Source organism: Fructilactobacillus vespulae, assembly GCF_047324295.1.
Taxonomy (GTDB): domain Bacteria; phylum Bacillota; class Bacilli; order Lactobacillales; family Lactobacillaceae; genus Fructilactobacillus; species Fructilactobacillus vespulae.
Genome location: NZ_CP137138.1, coordinates 694,669 through 719,857, shown reverse-complemented (window position 1 = coordinate 719,857; position 25,189 = coordinate 694,669). Strand labels below are relative to the sequence as shown.

General features: G+C 38.4%; 31 protein-coding genes. 11 read left to right on the top strand and 20 right to left on the bottom strand.

The features are described 5' to 3' along the window. Window positions 1-38 precede the first annotated feature (38 nt). From R4B61_RS03325 to R4B61_RS03315, 3 genes are all read left to right on the top strand, one after another. Window positions 39-731 carry a VIT family protein gene (locus R4B61_RS03325; RefSeq protein WP_413628223.1) on the top strand — a complete coding sequence of 231 codons (693 nt, stop codon included), beginning with the start codon at window positions 39-41 and terminating at the stop codon, window positions 729-731. Window positions 732-744: 13 nt separating this feature from the next. Beyond that, window positions 745-1,443, top strand: coding sequence for a VIT family protein (locus tag R4B61_RS03320; RefSeq protein ID WP_413628222.1), 699 nt, complete (start codon window positions 745-747; stop codon window positions 1,441-1,443). A 118-nt stretch (window positions 1,444-1,561) separates the two neighbouring features. Next, window positions 1,562-3,478 (top strand): M13 family metallopeptidase, encoded by a 1,917-nt coding sequence (locus R4B61_RS03315; RefSeq protein WP_413628221.1) that lies wholly within the window; start codon window positions 1,562-1,564, stop codon window positions 3,476-3,478. Between the two features lie 34 nt (window positions 3,479-3,512). Here the strand turns inward: R4B61_RS03315 and R4B61_RS03310 are convergent, their stop codons facing one another. Then, complete coding sequence (locus tag R4B61_RS03310; protein ID WP_413628220.1) at window positions 3,513-4,451, bottom strand: alpha/beta hydrolase; 939 nt, start codon at window positions 4,449-4,451, stop codon at window positions 3,513-3,515. A gap of 360 nt (window positions 4,452-4,811) precedes the next feature. On the opposite strand from R4B61_RS03310, the gene R4B61_RS03305 reads away from it, so the two are divergent. Together R4B61_RS03305 and map are read left to right on the top strand one after the other, a co-directional pair. Beyond that, window positions 4,812-5,657 (top strand): DegV family protein, encoded by an 846-nt coding sequence (locus tag R4B61_RS03305; protein WP_413628219.1) that lies wholly within the window; start codon window positions 4,812-4,814, stop codon window positions 5,655-5,657. Between the two features lie 89 nt (window positions 5,658-5,746). Continuing rightward, window positions 5,747-6,538 carry a type I methionyl aminopeptidase gene (gene map, locus R4B61_RS03300; protein WP_413628218.1) on the top strand — a complete coding sequence of 264 codons (792 nt, stop codon included), beginning with the start codon at window positions 5,747-5,749 and terminating at the stop codon, window positions 6,536-6,538. A gap of 53 nt (window positions 6,539-6,591) precedes the next feature. Here map and R4B61_RS03295 read toward each other — a convergent pair whose 3' ends face one another. The 6 genes from R4B61_RS03295 to R4B61_RS03270 form a co-directional block, all read right to left on the bottom strand. After that, the gene (locus R4B61_RS03295; RefSeq protein WP_413628217.1) at window positions 6,592-7,227 is read right to left on the bottom strand and encodes a DNA-3-methyladenine glycosylase; all 636 of its coding nucleotides are present in this window, start codon (window positions 7,225-7,227) and stop codon (window positions 6,592-6,594) included. A 19-nt stretch (window positions 7,228-7,246) separates the two neighbouring features. Further along, window positions 7,247-7,693 (bottom strand): universal stress protein, encoded by a 447-nt coding sequence (locus tag R4B61_RS03290; protein ID WP_413628216.1) that lies wholly within the window; start codon window positions 7,691-7,693, stop codon window positions 7,247-7,249. A gap of 73 nt (window positions 7,694-7,766) precedes the next feature. Further along, window positions 7,767-8,123: an ArsR/SmtB family transcription factor gene (locus R4B61_RS03285; RefSeq protein ID WP_413628215.1), complete on the bottom strand. Its 357-nt coding sequence runs from the start codon at window positions 8,121-8,123 to the stop codon at window positions 7,767-7,769. Between the two features lie 12 nt (window positions 8,124-8,135). Continuing rightward, window positions 8,136-9,767: a BCCT family transporter gene (locus R4B61_RS03280; RefSeq protein ID WP_413628285.1), complete on the bottom strand. Its 1,632-nt coding sequence runs from the start codon at window positions 9,765-9,767 to the stop codon at window positions 8,136-8,138. A gap of 160 nt (window positions 9,768-9,927) precedes the next feature. Next, entirely contained in the window at window positions 9,928-10,488 is a 561-nt protein-coding gene (locus tag R4B61_RS03275) for a sugar O-acetyltransferase (protein WP_413628214.1), read from the bottom strand. Between the two features lie 15 nt (window positions 10,489-10,503). Further along, window positions 10,504-11,190, bottom strand: a complete 687-nt coding sequence (locus R4B61_RS03270; RefSeq protein ID WP_413628213.1) for a ribonuclease H family protein — start codon at window positions 11,188-11,190, stop codon at window positions 10,504-10,506. Between the two features lie 105 nt (window positions 11,191-11,295). On the opposite strand from R4B61_RS03270, the gene R4B61_RS03265 reads away from it, so the two are divergent. Both R4B61_RS03265 and R4B61_RS03260 read left to right on the top strand, forming a co-directional pair. Then, complete coding sequence (locus R4B61_RS03265; protein WP_413628212.1) at window positions 11,296-11,751, top strand: hypothetical protein; 456 nt, start codon at window positions 11,296-11,298, stop codon at window positions 11,749-11,751. A 155-nt stretch (window positions 11,752-11,906) separates the two neighbouring features. After that, window positions 11,907-12,422 (top strand): hypothetical protein, encoded by a 516-nt coding sequence (locus R4B61_RS03260; RefSeq protein WP_413628211.1) that lies wholly within the window; start codon window positions 11,907-11,909, stop codon window positions 12,420-12,422. A gap of 80 nt (window positions 12,423-12,502) precedes the next feature. Here R4B61_RS03260 and R4B61_RS03255 read toward each other — a convergent pair whose 3' ends face one another. Then, a complete protein-coding gene (locus R4B61_RS03255) occupies window positions 12,503-12,625 on the bottom strand; it encodes a hypothetical protein (protein ID WP_413628210.1) in 123 nt (40 codons plus the stop codon). 112 nt (window positions 12,626-12,737) lie between these two features. On the opposite strand from R4B61_RS03255, the gene thiD reads away from it, so the two are divergent. Further along, window positions 12,738-13,538: a bifunctional hydroxymethylpyrimidine kinase/phosphomethylpyrimidine kinase gene (gene thiD, locus R4B61_RS03250; RefSeq protein WP_413628209.1), complete on the top strand. Its 801-nt coding sequence runs from the start codon at window positions 12,738-12,740 to the stop codon at window positions 13,536-13,538. A 196-nt stretch (window positions 13,539-13,734) separates the two neighbouring features. Continuing rightward, entirely contained in the window at window positions 13,735-14,031 is a 297-nt protein-coding gene (locus tag R4B61_RS03245) for a hypothetical protein (RefSeq protein ID WP_413628208.1), read from the top strand. Window positions 14,032-14,105: 74 nt separating this feature from the next. Here the strand turns inward: R4B61_RS03245 and R4B61_RS03240 are convergent, their stop codons facing one another. After that, window positions 14,106-14,282 (bottom strand): hypothetical protein, encoded by a 177-nt coding sequence (locus R4B61_RS03240; protein ID WP_413628207.1) that lies wholly within the window; start codon window positions 14,280-14,282, stop codon window positions 14,106-14,108. A gap of 2 nt (window positions 14,283-14,284) precedes the next feature. After that, complete coding sequence (locus R4B61_RS03235; RefSeq protein ID WP_413628206.1) at window positions 14,285-14,974, bottom strand: NAD(P)H-dependent oxidoreductase; 690 nt, start codon at window positions 14,972-14,974, stop codon at window positions 14,285-14,287. Window positions 14,975-15,154: 180 nt separating this feature from the next. Between R4B61_RS03235 and R4B61_RS03230 the strand changes: the two genes are divergently transcribed. Continuing rightward, window positions 15,155-16,813 (top strand): phosphoenolpyruvate carboxykinase (ATP), encoded by a 1,659-nt coding sequence (locus R4B61_RS03230; protein WP_413628284.1) that lies wholly within the window; start codon window positions 15,155-15,157, stop codon window positions 16,811-16,813. Between the two features lie 156 nt (window positions 16,814-16,969). After that, window positions 16,970-17,170, top strand: a complete 201-nt coding sequence (locus R4B61_RS03225; protein ID WP_413628205.1) for a cold-shock protein — start codon at window positions 16,970-16,972, stop codon at window positions 17,168-17,170. A gap of 96 nt (window positions 17,171-17,266) precedes the next feature. Here the strand turns inward: R4B61_RS03225 and R4B61_RS03220 are convergent, their stop codons facing one another. The 10 genes from R4B61_RS03220 to fabG are packed head-to-tail and all read right to left on the bottom strand — an operon-like array spanning window position 17,267 to window position 25,187. Next, a complete protein-coding gene (locus tag R4B61_RS03220) occupies window positions 17,267-17,803 on the bottom strand; it encodes a TetR/AcrR family transcriptional regulator (RefSeq protein WP_413628204.1) in 537 nt (178 codons plus the stop codon). Window positions 17,804-17,815: 12 nt separating this feature from the next. Further along, window positions 17,816-18,568, bottom strand: coding sequence for a biotin--[acetyl-CoA-carboxylase] ligase (locus R4B61_RS03215; RefSeq protein ID WP_413628203.1), 753 nt, complete (start codon window positions 18,566-18,568; stop codon window positions 17,816-17,818). A 2-nt stretch (window positions 18,569-18,570) separates the two neighbouring features. After that, the gene (gene fabI, locus R4B61_RS03210; protein ID WP_413628202.1) at window positions 18,571-19,344 is read right to left on the bottom strand and encodes an enoyl-ACP reductase FabI; all 774 of its coding nucleotides are present in this window, start codon (window positions 19,342-19,344) and stop codon (window positions 18,571-18,573) included. A gap of 33 nt (window positions 19,345-19,377) precedes the next feature. Beyond that, window positions 19,378-20,148: a carboxyltransferase subunit alpha gene (gene accA / locus R4B61_RS03205; protein WP_413628201.1), complete on the bottom strand. Its 771-nt coding sequence runs from the start codon at window positions 20,146-20,148 to the stop codon at window positions 19,378-19,380. Beyond that, window positions 20,138-20,977, bottom strand: a complete 840-nt coding sequence (locus R4B61_RS03200) for an acetyl-CoA carboxylase carboxyltransferase subunit beta (RefSeq protein WP_413628200.1) — start codon at window positions 20,975-20,977, stop codon at window positions 20,138-20,140. The genes accA and R4B61_RS03200 overlap by 11 nt, the downstream gene beginning before the upstream one ends. Continuing rightward, a complete protein-coding gene (locus R4B61_RS03195; protein ID WP_413628199.1) occupies window positions 20,970-22,337 on the bottom strand; it encodes an acetyl/propionyl/methylcrotonyl-CoA carboxylase subunit alpha in 1,368 nt (455 codons plus the stop codon). The genes R4B61_RS03200 and R4B61_RS03195 overlap by 8 nt, the downstream gene beginning before the upstream one ends. A gap of 4 nt (window positions 22,338-22,341) precedes the next feature. Continuing rightward, entirely contained in the window at window positions 22,342-22,752 is a 411-nt protein-coding gene (locus tag R4B61_RS03190) for a 3-hydroxyacyl-ACP dehydratase FabZ family protein (RefSeq protein WP_413628198.1), read from the bottom strand. Window position 22,753: 1 nt separating this feature from the next. Beyond that, window positions 22,754-23,185: an acetyl-CoA carboxylase biotin carboxyl carrier protein gene (locus tag R4B61_RS03185; RefSeq protein ID WP_413628197.1), complete on the bottom strand. Its 432-nt coding sequence runs from the start codon at window positions 23,183-23,185 to the stop codon at window positions 22,754-22,756. Continuing rightward, window positions 23,185-24,426, bottom strand: a complete 1,242-nt coding sequence (gene fabF, locus R4B61_RS03180) for a beta-ketoacyl-ACP synthase II (protein ID WP_413628196.1) — start codon at window positions 24,424-24,426, stop codon at window positions 23,185-23,187. Before fabF ends, R4B61_RS03185 begins: the two co-directional genes overlap by 1 nt. A 23-nt stretch (window positions 24,427-24,449) precedes the next feature. Next, a complete protein-coding gene (gene fabG / locus R4B61_RS03175; RefSeq protein ID WP_413628195.1) occupies window positions 24,450-25,187 on the bottom strand; it encodes a 3-oxoacyl-ACP reductase FabG in 738 nt (245 codons plus the stop codon). Window positions 25,188-25,189 lie beyond the last annotated feature (2 nt).

The window sequence follows — 25,189 nt, the reverse complement described above, 5'->3', positions numbered from 1 at the left end:
ACTAGATTATAATAATTCTAATTAAGGAGTATTTTTTAATGTCAAAAAAGAAGAAGTTTTCTCTTGCGCAAAAAATTAATGTCCTTCGGGCTAGTGTCATGGGTGCAAATGATGGAATTCTATCAATTGCCGGAATTGTTTTAGGGGTTGCCGGAGCCTCTACAAGTAACTGGGCCATCTTAGTTTCTGGTTTAGCTGGAATGCTAGCCGGAACCGTTTCTATGACCATGGGTGAATATGTATCGGTTAATAGTCAAAAAGATTCAGAACGTCAAGCAATTGATAATCAAAAAACAGCTTTAAAAAATGATTACCAAGCTGAATTTGAATTTGTAAAAAACAAGTACATAAAAACCGGAATCAAACCAGAACTGGCTCACAAAGCCACTACAGAAATGATGAATTCCGATGCCTTAACCACCACGGTCAGAGAACGTTATTCCTTTGATCCTAGTAAATTTACTAGTCCCTATGCAGCAGCCATTGCCTCAATGATTTCCTTCCCCTTAGGTTCTTTGCTCCCCTTGATTTCCATCTTTGTGGGACCCCAAAATCTCCACATTATCACCACTTTCATTGCCGTGATTATTGCACTAGCAATCACCGGTTACCTAGCTGCCGTGCTAAGTAAGGCAGATCGAGTTCACTCCGTCCTTCGAAACGTGATTTCTGGAGTAATTACTATGGCAGTTACTTATTCAATCGGTGTCTTAGTCGGATTCTTAGCATAGGAGGACAATCATCATGAAAAATAAAAAACGCGAAAAGTTAACTATGGATGAAAAACTTAATAATTTACGGGCCGGTGTATTAGGTTCCAATGACGGAATCCTAACGGTAGTTGGAGTGCTATTCTCAGTAGGAGTGGCTACTTCAAATATCTACACCATTTTCATTGCCGGTTTATCTGACCTACTTGCCTGTGCCTTTTCAATGGCGGGTGGTGAGTATGCCTCCGTTAGTTCACAACGAGATACAGAAGAATCGGCCGTTAAAGAAGAAGCTCAACTTTTAAAAGACCATCCAATGAGTGAAAAGCAAGACGTGGTTGACTACTATATGAGTCGGGGAATCTCTGAAGCCACTGCCAATGAGATTGCCGAAGACCTTCTCAAAAAACATCCCCTTCAAACCATGGTTTCCGTTAAATATGATTTGCAAATCGGAAAATATATGAGTCCCTGGTCCGCTGCTTTTTCATCATTAATCTCCGCTGGCTTAGGAGGAATTCTTCCGCTTCTTGCCATGACCTTACTTCCCGCTCCACTAAAATGGACGGGAACCATTATTGCAGTTGTCATTGCGGTTGGTTTAACTGGTTACTTTAGTGCCCTTTTAGGTAACGGAATGGTTAAGATTGCCATCATTAGAAATATCATTGTTGGTATTCTAACCATGTTTATTCACTACTTTGTTGGGGTTGTGTTTGGACAGTTCTTCTAAAGACTAAAATAAAACTACTAATTTAAAACATTTTCAATTAGTTAGCACTACAAAAGACACTTTTGTGGTGTTTTTTGTTAGTATAGTATCAACTCAATTTTGAAAGGATTATAAAAATATGCCTAAAGATGAATTCCCTATCAACCAAGCACAAATCAAAGATGATATCTATGCAGCCGTAAACGGTGAATGGATTGAACACGCAACGATTCCTGCTGACCATTCAACTGTGGGTGGTTTCATGGATTTAGTTGACGATATTGATAAAACATTAATGCACGATTCTGACGAATTAGTGGCTGGAAACATTCCTGCTAAAAACGAATTGGCCGAATACGTCAAACTTTTTCAAATGACCAATGACTTTGAAAAACGAGAACACGATGGTGCCACTCCTTTAAAACCTATAATTGATAAAATTAAGAATTTAAAAGATTACTCTGACTTAAACAACCAATTATCAGACTGGATGTTAGCTGGTTTACCAGTTCCGTTCGATTTTGGCATTGATCCCGATATGAAGCACGCCGAAAAAAATGCTTTATTTGCTGGTAGTCCCGCCCTTTTCTTACCAGATAAAACCTACTATGAAAAAGACAATCCTGCTTACCAACAACTAATGCCCATCTTTACTTCCATGAACGAAAAGTTACTAACTATGGTGGGTTATTCTGAAGCAGATGCCAAAAAGTTAGTGGATCAAGCTAAACAATTTGATGCCCTCGTTGCCCCCTTCGTAAAATCAGCAGAAGAATCTGCTGATTACAGTAAAATGTACAATCCACAAAGTTTAACTGAAGTTGCTAGCTCAACTACTCAGTTAGACTTGCAAAAAGCCATTTCTGATTTGGTTAACGCAGAACCCGAAAAAATCATTGTGACTGAACCTAATTACTTTAAACATCTTAATGAATTACTAACAGATGAAAACTTTGACCTTATCAAGGCCTGGATGTTAGTCAAGGTAGTAAAAGGCTACAGCTCCCTTCTAAGTGAAGAATTCAGACAAGTGGGCGGAACTTATAGCCGTGCCCTATCAGGTAAAAAAGAAGCCACCAACCAAAAGAAGGCTGCTTATTACCTAGCATCCGGTACATTTGATCAAGTTATTGGTGACTACTATGGTCGGAAATACTTCGGTGAAAAAGCCAAAGCTGACGTTCACCAAATGGTAGAAAAAATGATCAAGGTTTACCAAGATCGTTTAGAAAACAACGACTGGTTAAGTCCTGAAACTAAAAAAATGGCCGTTAAAAAGTTAAGCACCCTCGGAATTAACGTGGGTTATCCTGATCAAATCGATCCACTCTACACTAAGTTTAAGGTTGATCAACAAGAATCACTATTAGAAAACATCACTCGTTTTAATAAGATTGCCACTGCCGATTCTTTTGCCAAGTGGGATCAACCCGTTGATAAAACCAAATGGGAAATGAGTGCTGCCATGGTTAACGCCTACTATCACCCATTTATGAATATCATCGTTTTCCCGGCCGCTATTTTACAAGCTCCATTTTATAGCCTAGATCAAAGTTCCAGTGAAAACTTTGGGGGAATCGGTGCGGTGATTGCCCATGAAATTTCTCATGCCTTTGATAATAACGGTTCATTGTTTGATGAAACCGGTAGTCTAAATAACTGGTGGACTAAAGAAGACCACGAACAGTTTACTAAGTTTGCTCAACAAATGATTGATCAATTCAATGACATTCCATTTGCTGGAAGTAAAGTTAACGGTAAATTAACCGTTTCAGAAAACATTGCCGATGCGGGTGGTTTAAGCTGTGCTGAAGCTGCTGCCAAACAAGAAGCTGATGCTGACTTAGAAGCCTTCTTTATTAATTGGTCACGAATCTGGCGAATGAAAGCCACTCCCGAATACCAACAACTACTCCTATCAATTGACGTTCATGCTCCGGCACCATTACGAGCATCCGAACAAGTTAAGAACCTTGACGATTTCTATACCACTTTTAACGTTACTGAAAAAGATCACATGTATCTTGAACCAAGTAAACGAGTTAAAATTTGGTAATCAAAAAAGCCATCCACAATGTGGATGGCTTTTTTTAGTCATTGAACAAGAAGCGATTTACTAAACGTTCTGCAATTTGATTATCTAAAATGTTGGTATGAAGCGCATAAGGTCCGGTCAAGCGAAGTGATTGATAACTATCCGCCTTCACTAATTTTTTGATTGCGGTGGCTGAATCTTCAGAAACACGACCATCAGAACGATCCTTATCACTAAGAACTCCATAGATGTTTAAAATCTGGGTATTGTCATCTAAGTTTTTAGACTTTTTTTGTAATTCTTCAAAACTTGGAAAACGGTCATTCACGTTTTGTAAATTAGGTCCGTTAGTGCGACCATTTGCCGCCACGTTGTTTTTCATTTGATGATTAACACCATTTTCCGGATTAGTCCGATGATCATCTTTACCCGGTTCTTGGGTAACTGGACGTTCTCGAACTGGTTCTGGAATTACACCCTTGTATGGACCTGCAATTGAAATGAAGTAATCAAGCCCCATTTTATTTTCCTTAGTTCCATAATTAATTGCGTTGTAGTAGACAGCTAAGGCCCCAGATCCAAATCCGATGGCGTCATATGACTCGTAATGATACTTATGATTTAAATGATTTAAGACCTTTTTAAGTTGAGCTGCTTGTTCCTTCGTAGTGTTATTCCGATCACTAAAACTAATTTCAATGATTGGTTGTTTAGCTTGTTTTACGTTCTTATTAGCTAAGTATTCAATCTTGCCATCATCAAAAATATCAACGTGCATAGCAACTGAACCACCAGAACGACTTGTAGTCGTTACCAGGTGGCGAGCGGCACTAGAGGTTTTATTTTGATCAGACACAAAGATGATTGGTTGTTGAACTCGAACCGGCGTTTGTTCATCACCAACCCCAAATTGAATATAGATAAAACCAATAACAGAAGCTAAAATACCAACTACTAGGACAAAAAAATCTCTTTTATTAAATATTTTACTCACTAATTGTTCACCTTTTTTTGTTAATTTATCGAAAATTTAATAATTACGTCATTTCATATCATACCATAGTTACACAATCTTTATCTAATTGTTCACCATGAATTGAGAACTCATTATATGTATTCTAAGGAACTCTGTATGTGCTCTTTTCTCAATCCAACTAGTATGACGTTAAATCCCATCTTATGGTAATCTCCGCTAAGTAGCAAGTATTTTTATTACACTTACTTAAATTTGTAACACTAGGTATGCTTGCTACACCAGCTTTCCCACCACTTTTTCCAAATATTTATTAATTTATCCCCCATAAATTTCTATAATTAAGCTATCTATGTCTAAATAACGAGGAGAGATTTTTTTATGATCCACATTGTAACCGATTCGACAGCACAACTTACTGCATCCGAGATTAAACAGTATCACATTCACGTGGTTCCCTTACAAGTTATGTTTGAGGGCAAAACCTACAAGGATCAAATTGATATTGATTCCGAAGAATTTTCCCGAATTTTAGCAACCGAAAAAGAGTTTCCCACTACTAGTCAACCAACTATGGGTGACTTCGTAAATACCTTCCAACAAATTATTGATAAAGATCCAAAAGCACAAATAATTTCAATTCACATTGGTTCCAAGTTAAGTGGAACTAGTAGCACTGCTGAAGTGGCTGCCGAACAATTTAAGAATGAAATCGCCGTTATCGATAGTAAATCTGCTATTCGTGGCATGGACTACCTACTTATTAGAGCTGCCCAATTAGCCCAACAAGGAACCGATTTCCCAGTAATTTTAAAGGACCTACATAAATTAGAAAAGCACACCCACCTCTATCTTTTCATTAATAATTTAGATTATTTGGTTAAAGGTGGTCGCGCTAGTAAGGCAACCGGCTTTATTTCATCAATTATTCGCCTAAAACCCGTCATTACCTTTGAAAATAACGAATTAGATTTCAAATACAAATGTCGTGGAAATAAACAACTCAATAAGATTAAGGATCGGGTCGTGGCTGAAATTATCGCAAACCCCAACATTAAAGATGTGGGTTTACCCTTTGTTGATGACAATACCACTTCGTTAGCAATTGCTGACGCACTCCACGAAGCTCGCCCAGATATTCATACCACTGTAAACTACGTGAGCCCTTCCCTAATGCCTCACGCCGGCCCCGGTGGCTTTGCCATTGTCTACAACGATCAGTTTTAATTAATCAAGCATTAGTTTGTTTTTAAATTACCTTTAAATAGTGATATATTAGACTTATAAATAAATAGGGAAATAAAGGAGAAACTTACTTGATTACTTTAAAATCAGATCGCGAAATTAAATTAATGGCTGAATCCGGTGCCGTATTAGCTGGAGTTCATAAAGGTCTCCAAAAGTTAATTAAACCCGGCTTAGATACTTGGGAAATTGAAGAATTTGCGGACAAATATATTACTGATCACAATGCAGTTGCCTCAGAAAAAGGTTTCGATGGTTATAAATTTGCCACCTGTGTTTCAATTAATGACGAAGTTGCTCATGGAATTCCCCGTAAGGGACTTAAGTTAAAAAAGGGTGACCTAGTTAAGGTTGATATGTGTGTTAACAAGGATGGCTTTGAAAGTGATTCTTGTTGGACCTACGCTGTCGGTGAAATTTCCCCCGAAGCTAAAAAACTAATGGAAGTTACTAAGACTGCCCTTTACAAGGGAATTGAACAAGCCCAAGCTGGTAACCGTTTAGGTGACATTGGTGCTGCCATTCAAAAATATGTGGAAGACGAAAACCACATGGGTGATGTTCGTGAACTAATTGGTCACGGAATCCAACCTTCTATCCACGAAGAACCTGCCGTTCCTGCTTATGGTGAAGCTGGTAAGGGACTTCGTCTTCGTCCCGGCATGACAATTACCATTGAACCAATGGTAACCCTTGGAACCTGGGAAATTAAAGATCGTTACGACAAAAAAGATGATTGGACTTACTACGTTACTGCTGATGGTTCACTTTCAGCACAATATGAACATACGTTAGCAATTACTAACGATGGTCCTAAAATTCTTACTTCTCAAGATCCAGAAGCAGATAAAGACTTCTTATAAAATTAACAATAATAAAAAAGTTCCTCTTCGAATTTAATCGAAGGGGAACTTTTTTATTTCTCTTGCCAACCATAGTTTTTCAAATCAATATCTCGTTTTAATGTTTTGGAAACAAACGGATTTCCCTTTACAAAGTAGCGTAATGGCTTTTGCGCCCAGGTTCCTTTATTACTAACCCCAATTCGTGCAGTCGTTGCAATCTGGTGGGGGACTTTTTCATTCCTTAAATCAAAATCCAAAGCACCTTCACCAAACTCGACTAAGTTCATTTGTTTATCGGTTATCCCGAGGGCTTCCATCAATTTACCTGGTCCGTTGGTTAATTCAAATCCGTGCCGTGGGCGATTCTGATTCATAAAATCCAATCCTTGATATGGTTCAATACCACGAATCAAAATCCCTTCTGGTACATCCTTTGCTTGGGTTGCGATGTCTAAACACAAACGAGAATGAATCGAATAGATGTAGATTGTGCCGGGAACTCCATAAAGGGCCTCATTGGCTGGTGTCCGCTTTCCTTGAAATGCATGAGCAGTTGAGTCAGATTGGCCTAAGTAAGCCTCAGTCTCTGTTACATAGCCGCTCATGATCCCATCTGGAGAATGATACACCAACAGCTTACCTAAAAGCCGTTTTGCAATTTCAGCAGTAGTTCCATTACTAAAAAAACGTCGTAATTGTTCAGACACAGTCCCTACCTACCTTTGATTATCTAACCACGATTACTGAAACTTTAGCTTTTTTAGCTAACTTAACGCTAATGCTGTAGAAATGGTGTTCTCCATCTTTATCAGCACCACAAACTAGTAAGTCAGGATTAAAGTTAGGAATGATGGTATCTAAGATTTGATCATCAATATCTCCACCTTCACTAGCAATTGGGGTTACATCTTGAACTCCAAAATCCTTCGCTAAATCAACGTATTTGTTAATGACTTCATTTAAAGCAGCACGCTTTTCGTCCAATCTCTTCGGTGTTAAAGAATCGTAGATGTTAATATCATCACCCTCTAACACTGAACAAATCCCTAAAGCGGCACCAAATTCCTTGGCTTGAGTAACTGCATAACTTAAAGCTTTTACGTTTGCTTCTGGGTCATCAGCATCAATCGTTAATAAAATTCTATCGAACATAATTGGTTCAATCTTTTCCATAATTTTCACCTCCCAGTGTAGTTATATCATAGCATAATAAATTTAAAAATATAAAAAATAAAAAGAACTATTCCTAGTTATTTTTATCCTTATCCATAATTGATTGTAAATGATATTGATGAGGTTCCCCCTTAACCACGTGTTCGACGTGGTCAAAAGTCATCTCAATGATGCTCAAAATGTGAGGATCATCTAGCTTGTAATACACATACTTTCCTTGTTTTTCAAAGGAAATCAATTGGTGTTTTCGCAAACTAGCCAACTGGTGAGAGACAATTGATTGGGCTACTGCGAGCCGCTTGGCAAGTTCTCCCACCGTTAACGTTTGATTTTCCAATAAATAGAGAATTTTAATCCGGGTTGGATTACTTAAGAGCTTATAAATTGTAGTAGTTTCTGCTAAAATTTGTTGTTCTAATTCTTTATCCATAATTCAAAATCCTTATTCGTCATCATCGCTAGATTGATTTAACCGAGCTGCCATTCGTTTAGCTCGAATTCGACGCATCTTTTCTTTTTTCTTCTTAATCCGCATGTCATCCATTCCCTTGGCCTTTAAAACGATTCCTTCATCGTTTTTAACCATGTGATAAATGGAAACTAAAATCATTATACATACAAACATCAACGGGAATCCAGAGATTGCACAGAAGGTTTCGATGGTCTCAAATCCCCCTACGATTACCACCCCAAATGAAAAGAGCACGAAAACTATTACCCAGGTCATTCGATTAACCTGACTAGGTTCTTGGTTACCCTTTAAGTTCAAACTGGTAAAGGAAGAAACGATGTAAGCTGAGGATGAAATTGTGGTAGCTAAGAAAATAAAACAAGAAATACAATATACCGCAAACACCACCATCTTCATTGGCAAGCTAGAAAGGACCGCTGTAATCACTGCGGCTTGTCCTTGCGTGTTTAGGATATGAACTAAATCAACGGCGCCTGTTTTTTGTAACCAGAGTGAATAACCACCCAAAATGGCATAGAAACTCATACAGCCGGCCGCACCGTATCCAAACATCCCAAGGAGGATTTGGCGAATAGTTCTTCCCTTAGAGATTCTGGCAATAAATAGCCCCATTACTGGCATATAGGCAAGCCACCAACCCCAGTAAAAGACCACTTCGGAATTAGCAATATCGGGAGTTCCATTGGGTACCGTATTAGTACTTAGAGAAACAAACTTACTTGTTAATAATCCAATACTGTTCGTTTCTGAACTCAAGATATAAATTGTTGGTCCGACTAATAAAATAAAGACCAAGAAAAGAACCGCTGTCCAAATGTGTAAATCACTTAAGATATCAATCCCTCCGTTTAATCCATTCCAAACGGTCCAGGCAAAGATAACAAACAAAATTGCAAATAGGAAAATCTTTAGCATCAAATTATCAGGTAAACCGGTTAATTTACTCAACACGTTAGAAATAATGGGAATCTCCATTCCTACTGAAGATCCCACTCCTCCCATGATTCCAAAGACAACTAGGAAATCAACTATTTGGCGAACTACCTGTTTCCACTTTTCGTCACCTTGAATAAATCCAATGGCCTTACTGAGTCGTTGAACTTTCCCCTTTTTCACAAAAAGAATATATCCAATGGCAATGGCGGCCGGGGCGTACATCATCCACGCCATGGGTCCCCAATCAAACTGCCCCAACATGTGGGCATAGTTATATGCATCTTCTGAAAAAGGTTTAATTCCAAAAGGTGGTGCTGAAACGTAACGAATCGGATCAACCATGCTGAGCATTAAGATACTAGCATCAATCGCCGTGGCAAAGACCATGCTTCCCCATTGTAAGTTGCTATATTGCGGTTTAGAATGCGGCTCACCTAAACGAATGGCCCCGTACTTACTAAATAACAACCACATAAAGAAGATGAAGTTGACTATGTAAACCATCATATATGCCCAACCCATCTGTTTGGTTATCCAGGCTAAGGCTATGGTCAACATTCCCTGAAGGCTAGTTCCTCCGTTAATTAAGATGATTGAAACAACCACAAAAATCAAAATTGTCGGGATAAAAATAAACTTGTTGATATTAAAATGTTTAAAAATAATAATCCTCCTGATATTAATTAAACGAAAATAAATCTGAAATTAAATAAAAAGCCGTAAAAATGGAACGAGTTTCGAACCATTTGTACGGCTTAATCGCACAAATGCTAAATTTATTAGCTTGTTGTTTATGATTATACCACTTTAAATTTTTTATTAAATGTTATTTACTGTTGTCAATTTGTTTAATTACTCGAGCAGGATTTCCAGCGACCACGACATCATCGCCAAACGACTTGGTTACCACGGAACCGGCCCCCACGACCACGTTATTTCCTAGGGTAACTCCCGGTAAAATAGTAACATCGCCACCAAACCAGGCGTTGTCTCCAATTTTAATGGGGGCTCCTAGCTCAACGTCTGCCACTCGTTCTTTAGCGTTTAAAGGATGAATGTTGGTGTATAAACCACAGTTGGGTCCAATATAACAATTTTCTCCAAAGGTGATGGGACAAGAATCCATTAACGTTAACCGGTAATTTCCAAAAAAGTTATTCCCGATGTGAATGTTCCATCCGTAGTCGAATTGTAAGTCAGTTTCGACAAAAAATTCATCGCCTGTATCTGCAAATAATTCTTTAATCATGGCGTTACGGTCTTCGTTATCCGGAGTATTGTTGATTTTTTGTAGACTTTTTCTGACCAAAATCCGACGACTAATTAATTCCTTATCAAATTGATTAAAATTATTGCCCGCCGTCATTTTTTCTCGTTCCGTTGTCATATTAATCTCCTTTAATTACTTCATCTGATCCATTGTTTGATTTAATAATTCATCAACAAACACGTTTCCCTTATTGTTAGCATGCCCTTTCGTCCAGGCATATTGAATTTGAGGAAACTGCGGTAAGAGCTGGTCTAACTTTTGCCAAAGTTCAGCATTTTTTAATTCGCCACCGCTACGCTTCCAGCCACGTCGTTTCCAGCCCGCAATCCAATTCTTTTGAATCGCATTTAAAACATAGCGCGAATCCGAAACCATGCCCACTGAGAGTTGATTTAAATTATTATTCACTAACCATTGTAACGCTTCTATAAAAGCTGTGATTTCCATTTTATTATTGGTGACCCCAAATTCTCCGGCAGAATCACTGTGTTGCTTGCCATGATAATCAATCAGATATGCCCAAGCAGCTCGATCAGTTTCTTTTACGTGACCGCCAGCAACGTTTCCGTGATTTCTCGAACCACCATCCGTAAAGACAATTATTTCCGGCTTGGTCCCTGTCGTTTTTTCCGTAAAATTAGTTTCCTGTTTAGCAACTGATTCGCCCTTTAAATAAGCCTCTGCTTCTGCTTGAGTCTTAAAACTTTTATATTGGGCACCAGAAACTCCAGCAACTTGTTCCTTGGCTTCATCCCAAGTTGAAAAAATTCCGGTCGTCTTTCCAACCCTAACGGCATAGTATTTCTGTGGTTTTTTCACTAATAATCATCCTTTTATTAAAAATTTATAATTTGTAGCCCAAATGCTTTGAATATCAACGTTTTTATGTGAAAATAGTAATAGTAAGTACAGGAGGATTAAAGAATGTCCGATATTAATATAAAATTAATTACCGCAGATCGTGCAATGACTATGTTACGCGATCGACACACAAAAAGAAATGAACGTTTCCCAGAGTTAATCACTCCTGGTAGCTACATTTTACCAGACTACTTTTTAACTAGAAAAAGAGAAGCGTTCAAAATTCGACGTCATACCTTCTTAAAGAAAAAATCTCGTTCTTACGTTGCCTTTGATTCAGAAAATGGTCAAACTTTATGGCTTCGTAATTTCCAAAGTTTATCAGAAGCAATGTTCTGGTTAAACACTGGTTTAAAACCAGCTGATAGTGATTCTAGCAATTCTTTCGCTAAATGGAAAGAAACTCATGCAGATGAAATTAATGAGCTTAAAGATCAATTAAGAGCGTTATCAAAACCTAAGAAGAAAGAAATTAGCAAGGCTACTAAGGCTAAAGCTAAAAACAAAGATCTTATTTAAATTAATGACTTGAACCTTAGAATTGGAATTTCCAGTTCATAAGGTTCTTTTTGTTTGGAAAACTTACTTTCTCACCTTAAAGGATTACTAGTTTGACATTAATTTTAGTTATATGATAATTTACGGATAACTTAAAATACTAAGGAGCGTCTATAATGAAAAAATACGTGTTATCGGTAGTTGCCCTCTTCACTCTTTTGGGACTAAGCGCTTGTGGAGCAAATAAGGAAGAATCCACTTCCAAAAACAATCATAAGTCCGTTGCTACCCAAACTAAAAAAGATACTCCTACTAAGCAAGACGACTCCCAGCAACCAACCACGACCAATTCTAACTCCACTGATCAAAGTAACTCTAACGATTCTGGCTCCAGTGAAGAATCTAATGATCAAACTAATCAAACTATGATTACTTCTCCAGTGGCTGCCCAAAGTTTTGCCATCCAACAATTAGGCTATGAAGGTAATTCTGACGTTACCGCTGGTGCTGACCCTAATTTATACCAAGATAGCAATCAAAAACCTTTCTACGTAGTGGAACTAAGATCTGTAAAACTCCTCTTAGAACACCATACCGGTTTAATTGATCGTTATAAGGTTTATCAAGACGGCTCGATCAGTGAGTTATCTGCAAATGATATTTCTACAATGCAAACGCAAAGCAACAATTAATTTTACCCATAAAAAAAGAACCCCAAATGGGTTCTTTTAGTTTATTTTGGGTACTAAAAAAGTCGCCTGAGCGACTTAAATTATTTTGCAGGTTTTTGTTTTAAAAAGTTTTGTAATTCTGCAACTCTTTTTTGTTCTTGTTTACGGCCTTTTTTGTCGATTGGACGACGACCTTGAACACCATTTGGATGACATGCTCTCATTATGAAATGCTCCTTTACTTTTTTACTTACAAATAACAGCTCCTTGTATTATAATACACTAAACCCCATAAAATCAAATGGATTTAATAAAAAAAGAAGGTAGGTCCGAAAAATGATTAATGATTATCCACAAGTTGTAACCATTGCAGGTAGTGATAGTGATGGTAGTGCCGGAATGCAGGCCGACTTATTAACTTTTTTTGAGAAAAAAGTTTATGGAGCAACAATTATCACTGCATGTGTGGCAGGTAATTCTTATGGAATCCACGCATTCGCAAATATGACCCCTGAATTTATTAACCAAGAATTTAAGGACTTAGCGGACGACTTTAAGATTAGAGCAGCTAAAACGGGAATGTTAGCTGATTCCACCATTATTAATTTAGTGGCTGATAACTACGAAAAATATGATTTTGGTCCCCTTATTTTAGATCCCGTGATTATTACTAAACACGGTGACCTTCTCCTAGAACAAGAGGCCTATGATACCCTAGTTAGTCGCCTAATTCCTCTAGCCGACGTGATTACTCCCAACTTCTTTGAGGCAGAAAAACTCAGCGGAATTGATGGCAATGAACCCGACTTCCAAGTTAAAGCTGCCCAAAAACTTCAAGCAATGGGAGCCAAAAACGTGATGGTCAAAGGACGTCATGATAGCCACGAACAAGAAACGGTAACCGACTACGTTCTCTTAGAAGATGGTTCTAGCTTTGAAATTACTGGTCCCTACTTTAGCACTACTCACAAAAACGGAACTGGCGATACCCTTTCAGCAGCAATCACTGCTGAAATTGGCCTCGGCAAATCAGTGGAAGAAGCCATCCGTTCTGCTAAAAAATACGTTGATGCTTGTATTCAAAACGAAATTGAAGTTGGCCATAAATTTGGTCCCATCAACCACTGGGCCAAATAATTTTAAAATAAAAGTAACTTTTATAGACAGCGATTTAATCGTTGTCTTTTTGTTTGTTATTAAAATACAATTAGTATCATTTGAAAATGAACTCTGACACCTTAAATTAGAATTAAAAAAAATGCAATTTACTATTTAATTTGACGTAATTTATTATACTATTCAATAGTTACTTTTACTTTAAAGGAAGATGGAAATGGAAAAAATTAATTTAGAATCGGTTAACCAATTAATCAGCGAATCTGATTTTCAAAATCGACAACTAATCCAGAAATATCAAAGTCTCCAAAACGTGATTAAAAAGCTAGAACAGGAAGCAGCAAAAATTGAAAATGGTCTGCAAACTAAAAACAAAGAATACATGGATAAGTTAAATATGCTTTTAAAGGAATCAGACGTAGAATTAAATACTTTGATTGAGGTATATAAAGACATCTCTAGAAACAATCTTCGAATTTTAAAACTCGATCTCAACGAACTAAATAAAATCTAGCCTACTTAAATATCATCTTTTTTCAATCATTCTTTACATAACAAAAGACCTTCATTTCCATGAAGGTCTTTTTGCTACCATTTATTAGGACTCCAAATGCGGCCGTCTAATTCAGCCTGCGCTTGTTCAATTCTGCGCGCCTGCTCCTTGGCAACTTTCTGGGTTTCTAACAGTAATGATTTCGTTGCAAACGTCGCTTGTTCAGTTTCTAAGTCGGCAATCTGGGTTAACAACCAGTCTAAATTTTCCAACTTTACCCCTCCTCTTCTTGTCGAATTAATTTTATTTGTTCCTTTAATCCAGCTAATTCACTTTGATTTTCCGTTAACTGATCAATAATTAACTGTAATTTCATTTTATCGGTCGTTTTGGCTAATTCAGTTTGTAATTGCTCAATCACCCAATTTTGCTTAGCAGTAAAACTAAACGGATCGGTGGCCGTTAAATACTGTTGATACTTGATTAACAACTGACTCTTTTGTGCTTCGGTTAGGTAAGCAAACTGCGAAATTACTAGCGGACTCATAAATTTCATTCCACTGCGATATGCTAACGCCCGATACGGAACCAACATTTCCGAAATGCTAAATCCTTCGCGGCTCCCGGCTTGAAAATCATTTTCTGGGTAACCTAAACTAGTCACAATTAAAAGCTCCTTGTGAGCTAATCTGGCCTGTTCAGTAGCAAAGGTGAAAGACCGAGTTAAGACATCGTCTTCCCATTGTTTTAAGCTCGCAGGGGCACTATACCAATACATCGGAAATTGAAAAACAATCCGCTCAAATTGCATTAACAAGCGTTGTTCTTCTTCTGGATCAAATGTCTGTTGATTAGGTAACCGGTGCCAAGTTACGTTAGTAAAATTTTGAACCGCCTTTTTTAAAAAGGCCTGGGTTTCGGAATCATCATATTCTGGATGCGAAATAATTACTAAAGTCTTCAAATTTACACTCTTTTCTTAATTTTATCTTCTAACCTTTTTGAATTGTTTGCTTTTAAAGCCGTTTTTCTCAATCTTAAAAATTTGCATTCGTGTTTTTCTTGAGTAAAATAATAATCGTAACTAAATGTTGTTTTATAGCAAAGGAGAAATATTTTGGAATCTAACTTAAATGCGTTATATATGAACCCTAGTCGCAAGGTTGCGGTGCTTGATTATAATCAAAACTACATCAATGACATTTTCACCCTTTTGGATAGTCCTGAACTAGAAAAAGTTGTTACTGAGTTTTTAAATCAGCCCGATAATCGAAATTCCAAATCTAATTTCAATAAATTAACTGCTCCTAAGTACTTGGAGGTTATCAAAAAAGTTTTGCTAGATGAACAATCAATCTATCAAACTTACCCCCAAAAAGAAGTCATCAACAGTATTGAAAAATTATATTCTTTTTACCGGTCCTTCCTGCGCGTTTCTGTTTTAAGTAAGGCCGGTAGTAACTCTGCTAACGCGTTCATTAATCTTGATAATAAGTTCAATGAGCTCGTATTACAATTATATCGAACTGTAGAGGAAAAACTCCAAGGATTTGCTAACCACACCTATCGTCAAGTTAATGCGGGAACCTCAGCAGCAGCGCTAGTTAATCGTCAAGTAGAACCGCTTTTACCTAACGACTATGCATCACTAAAGGAAATTCCCTTCATTGATACGTTGGTCCTTAGACCACCAATGATGATTACTACCCCAAGTAATAAGCGTGAGGGGGTCTTTTCTGCAGTTTCCGCTAACCCAATCATTAATTTTAACAAATTAGAGGACCAACAAGAATGGTTCTGTTTCCCTGCCAAGATTGGAGAAAGTTTGGCTTACATTTACTTCCACCGTGATTATCTTGCTGCCGGGGTTTCATTAGCTAACCTCTTTGAAGTTGCTACTGAAGCTGAAATCAAAACCAAGCGTCCTGACCTAATTTTACTATTTGGAATGCAAAAAACAGAAGAGGACGTTTGTCACTACTATCATGATGAAGCCAACGATGTCTGGGTCGGTGAGGTTCCTTATAACGATAAAACCACTTACTTTGGCTACATGAAGAAGATGTGCTTAACTTTACACAACTTGCATATGATTTATAAAGACCGCCTTCCCATTCACGGATCAATGGTTCGCATCACCTTCTCAAATGGAAAAGAAAAATCAGTGGTCTTCTTCGGTGACTCTGGTGCCGGAAAATCAGAATCAATTGAAGCATTACAAGAAATTGCCGATGATAAGATTGTGAATATTGAAACCATCTTTGATGATATGGGTAGTTTTAGCATTAAAGATAACCAGCTCTACGCTCAAGGAACTGAAATTGGTGCCTTTGTTCGTCTAGATGATTTAAGTAGCGCCGTTGCTTTTAACAACATGGATCGTGGGGTCTACTTAAACCCTGATCAAAAGAATGCCCGAGTTATCATCCCTGCCAACACCTATGATCGAGTGGTAGAACCTCATCATGTGGATATGTGGGTGTATGCTAATAACTATGATACAGAGATTGGAATTCACCGTTTTGAAAACGAAGCAGATGCCAAAAAGACGTTCATTACCGGGCGGAGAAACGCACTAGGAACTACTGATGAAGTCGGCATGAGTACCACCTTCTTCGCCAACCCCTTTGGTCCCGTTCAAGAAGAACAACGGACTCGTCCGATTGTAGATTCCGTCTTTAACTGGTTCTTTGACCACGATATTTACGTCGGAGAAATTTATACTCACATCGGTAATGACAAGTCTAAAGCAAGTCTCAACGAGTCTGCCCATGAGCTTTTAGATGTTTTAATGAATTCTTAGTTAAGTTGTTTGACATTACACAATGGTATGTTATAGTTAAGTAGATGTATGTAAGGTTTCGAGTTTTTAAGGTTTCTTGTTTTATGTAATATGAGATAACTTCCTTATTAGATTCAGACTTGAGCAACATTAATAATTATATGGAGGTTTTATATTATGAAGCAAGGTACAGTAAAATGGTTTAATGCTGATAAAGGTTACGGTTTCATCACTACTGATGATGGTGACGTATTCGTACACTTCTCAGCTATTAACAAAGACGGATTCAAGACTCTTGATGAAGGCGAAAAAGTTACTTTAGACGTTGAAGATGGCGACCGTGGCCCACAAGCTGCTAACGTTACTCCAGCAGAATAATTAACTTTTAAAAAGCACTCAACTTCGGTTGGGTGCTTTTTTGCTACCATTGATAAAAAATAAAAGGACGAAGAGAATTTTACTCTTCGTCCTTTTTTAGTTGGTTTTTAAATGCATGTACTTCGAAGCAAAGATCACTAGTTCATCAACCGGTTGCTTCATTCCGTCGTTAGTCCACGTGATTATAATCTCCGTTAAACCACCGGATATCATTGCCACCAATAAATTAGATGACTTTTCTCGCGTGATTAGGATCTGATTATCAATCAACGCCTTAATGTATTTTCGCAAAACGCTTAACAAGAAGTTTGATAAATCATTTTTGACGATTGCTTCCATCATAAATTGGTTTTCTTTAATAATGGCAAAAAAAGTCATGGCAACGTCATAAAAGGTAAAGCGGTTCTGAATGACTAGTCGTTTCAAAAAAGTCGAGTAAACCATATCAAACTGGGCAAAAATGACGTCTTCTTTGGTATGAAAATTACGATAAAAAGTCATCCGTGAAACCTCTGATTGCTCACAAATCTCTTTCACCGTAATGTCTGGATACGGTTTCTCCATCATTAGTTCAAACAAACCGTACACAATTTCCTTTTTACTGCTATTCTTTTTTTTATTTAGCTTAGCCATAAAAATTCCTTATTAATCAGTTTTAATCCGCAAATGTTGGGATTGATCAGTCGTTAGTCGATAATATTTATTATCTCGGTCAACTAATATTAGCCTAAAATCGCTCGTTAGTCCAACAATCTTACCTGTGATTAGTTTTCCTGCTACTAACACTGAAACCACCTGATTCTTCCAAATCAGATGATTTTCATATTCCGTGACAATCTTTTCTTGATCTGGATTTTGATACATAGCCACGATTAAGTTATAAATCTCTGCAATCAAATCTTCCTTCAAGTCATCATTATCACTTAAACTAGTGGCTTGCACCTCAGCTAGTTTGGAATTATTAACTAAATTTAAGCCAATTCCTAATACAAAATTTTCTGGTTCATTTTGGGGATTACTTTGTACCTCGACTAAGATTCCCCCGCATTTTTTGGCATTTAAATAGAGATCATTGACCCACTTTAACTGGGTATTTACCCCTAAAACATTTTGAATTGCTTGGCGCACACAAACCCCGATGCCTAACGTCAACATCCCCGGTTGCTGTAAAAACCGTTCCGTAACCGGTAAAATGATGGTTTCATAAATCCCGGTTGCAGGTGACATAAAGGAATGACCGTGTTGGCCTTTACCCTGCGTTTGTTTTTCGGCTAGAACCAAATTAAACCCAGACCAATTCCTGGTCTGGGCATAATTCATTGTCGAGTCAATTGAAGCAAATATCAAACATTCATTTAAAGGTTGCCAAATTTTATTGGTAATTTCTGTTGATTTCATGATTACTTAGTTGAGAAAAGGTGAACCCCTTTATCAGCATAAATTACATCACCAGTAATTCCGGTTGCTAGGTCACTTAGTAAGAAAGCAGCGGTATTTCCAATTTCTTGTTTAGAAACACTCTTACCATCAGTTGTAAGTGATTCTGAGGTCTTAAGTAGGTCACTGTGTCCTTTAACTCCAGTAACTGCTAAAGTCCGGACTGCCCCAGCTGAAATTGCGTTAACGTTGATTCCTTGTTCACCCAGTTCAACTGCTAGGTAACGCATTGCTGATTCCAAAGCAGCTTTGGCAATTCCCATCATGTTGTAGTTAGGAATTGCATAAGTTGAGCCCATGTAGGTCAAGGTTACAATGCTACCGTGTTCGTTCATAATCTTGGCAGCTTCACGACTAACAGAAATCAATGAATATGAACTGATATCTGCAGCAAGGTTAAAGCCAGCTTGTTTAGTATTAATAACTCCGTTTTGAAGGGTGTCGCGGTCTGCATATGCAACGGCGTGAATTACCCCATCGATTTTTCCACCAGCGATATCTTTAATTTCAGCAAACGCTTTTTCCACGTTGGCATCATCAATTACATCACACTCAACCATCGGAGTTTCTGCATCAACAAAACGTTCTAAACTAGTTTTCATTCGGTCATTTTGGTAAGTTAAAATTACTTCACCACCAAGTTCTTTGATCGCCTTGGCACAACCCCAAGCAATACTTTTCTTGTTAGCAACTCCCATTACCACGATTTTTTTACCTTTTAATAAATCAATTGACATTTCTTTCAATCCTCTCAAATTCATCAAATTATTTTAGAAAGCTCGATAACGATCTCGCCGTTTGTTTAACATTTCTGAAACTGATAGTTCGCGAATGGTTTTAATTTGTTTGCTTAAAGCCTGTTTAAACTCATTTAAATCCTTATCAGTTCTTACTTCTGGAATAATCTGATCGATAATTCCATTTTCTAATAAATCAGTTGGAGTTAACTTCATTTCCTCGGCCGCTTCACGAGCACGACTAGAGTCTTTCCATAAAATTGTAGCATATCCTTCGGGAGAAAGGATTGAATAGATACTCTCTTCAAATGCCCAGACGCAATCTCCAACGGCTAGTGCTAATGCTCCACCACTACCACCTTCACCAACAATCACGGAGATATATGGAACCTTTAGTCGCATTCCTTCCAAAATTAATTGGGAAATCATATATCCCTGACCGTGGTATTCGGCTTCCACATCCGGATAAGCCCCAGGAGTGTTAATTAAAGTGATTACAGGACGGTTAAACTTCTCCGCTTGTTTCATTAAACGAAGTGCTTTACGATAACCATCCGGCTCAGCTGAACCAAAGTGAACTTCTTCGTTATTAACGTCGTCATCACTCTTTCTGATTCCGATGATAGTGACGGCCTCACCGTTTAAAAACCCGATTCCAGAATAAATTGCGGCATCATCACCGTAGGCCCGATCACCATGCAATTCAATAAAATCATCTGTAATTCCGTTGACTAACGCTTTAATTTGAATTTTTTCACTAGAACGAGCTTGTAAAACTCGATCAAATGCTGAATTATTCGCCATGAGTTTCACCACCCTCGTGTAGTGCCAAAATTTTGGTCAAAGTTTCTTTCATATCACAACGTTTTACAATTTTATCTAAGAAGCCATTTTGTAATAACGTTTCTGCCTTTTGAAAATCTTTGGGTGGAACTTGTTGGATGGTCCGCTCGATTACTCGACGGCCCGCAAATCCAATCAAAGTATGCGGTTCAGAAAGCAATAGGTCTCCTTGCATCGCAAAACTGGCAGTTACCCCACCAGTCGTTGGGTCACAAAGATAACTCACGTAAAGCAAACCGGCTTCGTCGTGTTTTCCGACTGCTTCTGAAACCTTCGCCATTTGCATGAGGGAATTAATTCCTTCTTGCATTCGGGCTCCCCCTGAAGCCGTAAATAAAATGACCGGCAAGTGTTTTTCCGTGGCGGTTTCAAAAAGTTTAGCAATCACTTCACCTGTCGCAGTTCCTAAACTACCCATGATAAAGCGCCAATCCATCACTCCGACTGCCACTTTATAACCATTAATTAAACCAATTCCGGTTAAAACCCCTTCGTTTAATCCGGTGATTTTCCGGGCTTTTTCTAACTTACCTAAGTATTTGGGATCGTCATATTTAGCATCCGCTTGAATCTCCTGGTTAATGGGCGTAAACGCATCACACACCATTTCGATTCGTTCTTCTGCACCTAAACGAAAACCATAGTAACAGTTAGGACATTCTTGAAACTCATCAATGTTCTTCTTATAGATTGCAGCACCACAAGCAGGACATTTGGTCCACACATCGGGAACCTCATCCATTCTTTGCTTTAATTCTGCAATGTTTGGCTTACCATCGTCTTTATTCATGATGACTCACCCACTCTTTCAAAAATTGTTGTTCTAAGTATAAATTATTAAACTCACCCTTTTGGACGGCTTCATCGTTCAATAAATCAATTAAAAATTGACGATTGGTCTGAACTCCTTGAATCTTAAATTCACGAAGCACCCGAACCATTTTTTGAATTGCCGCTGCCTTCGTGGGCATGTGCACAATGATTTTAGCAATCATTGAATCATAAAATGGGGAAATTACATCACCCATCTCAATTCCGGAATCAATCCGCACTCCTTTAGTTCCAAATGGGAACCAAACGTAGTCGATTTTTCCAGGAGTTGGTTGGAAATTACGGCGTGGATCTTCGGCATTAATCCGACATTCAATTGCATAACCTTTAACGCCACAATCACTTTGGGTAAACGGAAGGTCTAGGCCTGCCGCTACCATAATCATGGCTTTGATTAATTCAACTCCAGCAACTTCTTCGGTAATGGTATGTTCCACCTGTAGTCTCGTGTTCATTTCCATAAAGTAGAAATGGTGATCTCGGTCCATCAAAAATTCAAAGGTTCCCGTATTTTCATACTTAATTCCAACCATTGCATTAGCCACAATCTGACCTAATTCTGCTCGTTCTGCTGCACTAATTTCGGCACAAGGTGATTCTTCAATTACCTTTTGGTGATTTCTTTGAAGGGAACAGTCACGTTCTGGAAAATAGACCACGTGTCCGTTTTGATCTGCAATGGCTTGCATTTCAATGTGCTTAGCGTCTGATAAATCTTTTTCTAAATAGAGCCGGTCATCACCGTAGGATAACTTAATTTCTTGTTTAGTGGTTAAGTAAACATCCGCCAACTCACTAGCATTATTAGCCTGACGAATTCCCTTTCCACCACCACCTGCTGCGGCCTTTAACATGACGGGATAACCAATTTCAGCAGCAATTTCTCGCGCCTGTTCTAAGGAAGTTACGTATCCATCTGATCCAGGAATCGTAGGTACTTCTAGTCTTTGCATGGTTGCTTTAGCATTGGACTTATTTCCCATTAAATCAATCACTTTTGAACTAGGTCCAATAAATTTGATCCCATATTCTTCACAGAGTTCAGCAAAGTCTTCGTTTTCTGATAAAAAGCCATAGCCTGGGAAAATTGCATCTGCAGCAGTTAAAACCGCTGCATCTAGGATTGCTCCCATTTTTAAATAAGATTCCCCCGGAAGTCCCTTCCCGATACATACCGTTTCATCAGCAAGTCGGACAAAAAGACTGTCTTTATCAGCCGTAGAATAAACCGCTACCGCTGTGATATTCATTTCATGTAACGCTCTGATAGTTTGAACCGCGATTTCTCCACGGTTCGCAATCAATACTTTTTTAAACATCTTGTCACCCAATCGCAAACATTAAATCGGCAGCAACGATAGTTTCCCCATCCCGAATAACTTCGGCATGTCCTACCCCGATGCTACGTTTTAACTTAGTTAGTTCCACTTTCAAACGGAGGCTATCTCCCGGACGAAGATCATCAGAAAAGGTTGCTTCTTTAATTCCACCAAAAAAGACATTTTTACCCTTGTATTCGGGCATGGATAAAATGGCAACCACTCCGGTTTGTGCTAAAGATTCGATAATAATGGGACGTGGCATCTTAAATTGGTTTCCATTAGAAAAAAACCATTCATTAACTGAAAGGTTTTTAATTGCTTCTGCTGATTCACCCGGTTTAACGTCAATAATTTGATCAATCATTTGAAAGGGATAACGTTGGGGAATAAAGTCTTGTACGTTTAACTCCATCTTAATCCTCCTTGATTTCAAACATTGGTTGGTCAAATTCGACCATTTCACCATCGCTGACAATTCTCTTAGTGATAATTCCTGAAACGGGACTCTTAATCTCGTTGATTAGTTTCATAGCTTCAATAGCACAAATAGTTTCACCCTTTTTGACGTGGTCACCCACTTCTTTGTAAGGTGGCTTATCTGGACTTGGAGCAAAGTAAACCAATCCAACCATGCTTGCTTTTACCATCGTGTTTTCGCTAGCTTTTGGTTTAGCGCTAGCACTAACTGGTTCTGCCTCAGTTGAAGCAGCTGGCGCTTGGTTAACCACGGTTTGTTTATCTAACTTACTGAAATAGACGTCCACGCCGTTACCATCAATTTTTAATTCTTGAAGTCCAGAGTTATCAAATTTTTCGAGTAAGCGTTCTATGTCTGTTTCGTTCATTAGTCTTCTTCCCACTTTCTCATTGCAATAACGGCATTATGACCACCAAAACCAAATGAGTTACTAATTGCGGTTTTTACCGTATCGTTTTTGTTTTCATCAGTTACTAAATCAATCTTAACTTCTGGATCTTTGTTTACTAGACCAACGTTAACTGGCATTTGACCGTTTAATAAGGTTCCTACTAAGGCAACGGCTTCTAGACCACCGGCTGCTCCAAGAGAGTGTCCAATCATTCCCTTAATGGAACTAGTTTTAACGTGGTCGTTATCCTTGAATAACTTACCAATCGCAGCAGCTTCACCAGAATCATTAGCGTGTGTAGCAGTTCCGTGGGCATTAACGTAGTCTAGTTCATCTAAACCAATTCCTGCTTCGTTAACTGCTTGTTCCATCGCTCTGATGGCTCCGCGACCTTCTGGATCTGGAGCAGTTAGATGGTAAGCATCACTAGTGGTTCCGTAACCAACTACTTCAGCTAAGATCTTAGCTCCACGGGCTTTGGCGTGTTCGTAATCTTCTAATACTAGAGTTCCGGCACCTTCACCTAGAACAAAACCACTTCGGTCTTTATCAAATGGCATGGAAGCCTTCATTGGGTCTTCTTCCGTTGAAAGGGCGGTTAAGGCCGCAAATCCAGAAATTCCCATGTTAGTAACGGCGGCTTCGGAACCACCGGTAATCATCACCTTGGCTTTACCTTGTTTAATTAATTCAAAGGCATTTCCCACGGCGTTAGTTCCGGCAGCACAGGCCGTTACAATGGTTTGAGAAGTATTCTTTGCATCAAAGTACATCGAAATGTTTCCGGCACCCATGTTGGAAATGGCTTTAGGAACAAATAATGGAGAAACTCGCTTAGGTCCCTTTTCGTGGGCCTTAATTACTTGTTCTTCAATGGTTCCAATTCCACCAATTCCGGCACCGTAAATTACCCCTAAATCATCAGGGTTGTAATTTTCGTTTGCTACTAAACCAGCTTGTTCCATTGCTTCTTTTGCAGAATACAAAGCGTATTGTGCGTATGGATCTAAACGTTTGTAATCCTTTTTATCTAAACGATCACTGGGGTTAAAGTCCTTTAATTCACCAGCAACCGTAATTCCAGTATCTGAAGCATCAAAATGGGTAATTGGAGCAATTCCAACCTTTGATGCCAACATATTTTTAATAAATTCATCGGCACTATTTCCAATTGCTGAAAGTGCACCAATTCCAGTTACAACAACTCTTCTTTCCACTTTTTTCCTCCTACTTCACCTGACTAGATGGTTAACCCACCGTCAACGGTAATTACTTGACCTGTCATATAGTCGTTTTCAATTAAAAATTCTACGGTTTGAGAAATATTTTCTGCCGTTCCAAAACGATGAAGCGGAATTTTTTCTTCAAATTGTTTTACGATTTTATCGCTTAATTTTGCGGTCATATCAGTTTTAATCATGCCGGGTGCGATTGCGTTACAACGAACTCCACGAAGTGAACCTTCTTGAGCAGTTGTCTTAGTCAATCCCACGATTCCAGCCTTACTTGCGGAATAGTTTGCTTGACCCACGTTTCCGTGAGTTCCAGCAATACTAGACATGTTGATAATTACCCCACTACGTTTCTTTTGCATTACCTTAAGGGCAAGCTTTGACATGTTGAAAGTTCCCACTAAGTTAGTGTTCACGACCGCTTTGAATGATTCTTCCGTCATTCTAGTCATTAACTTGTCTTGCGTCATTCCCGCATTATTAACTAAAACATCGATTTTGCCGAATTCTTCCACCAAGTCATTAATCATTCGTTGTGCGTCCGCTTCGTCAGCAACGTCACCTGTCATAATTCTAACTTCGTTTGCAAATTCTGCTTTTAATGCGGCAGCTTCCGCTTCACCTAACTCGCGGTGAGAATTAAGCACTACCAAATTATTTGGATTTTGTGCTAAACGCTTGGCAGTTGCTAATCCAATTCCCTTAGTTGCCCCAGTAACTAGGACAATTTGTTTTTCTTCAGTCATGT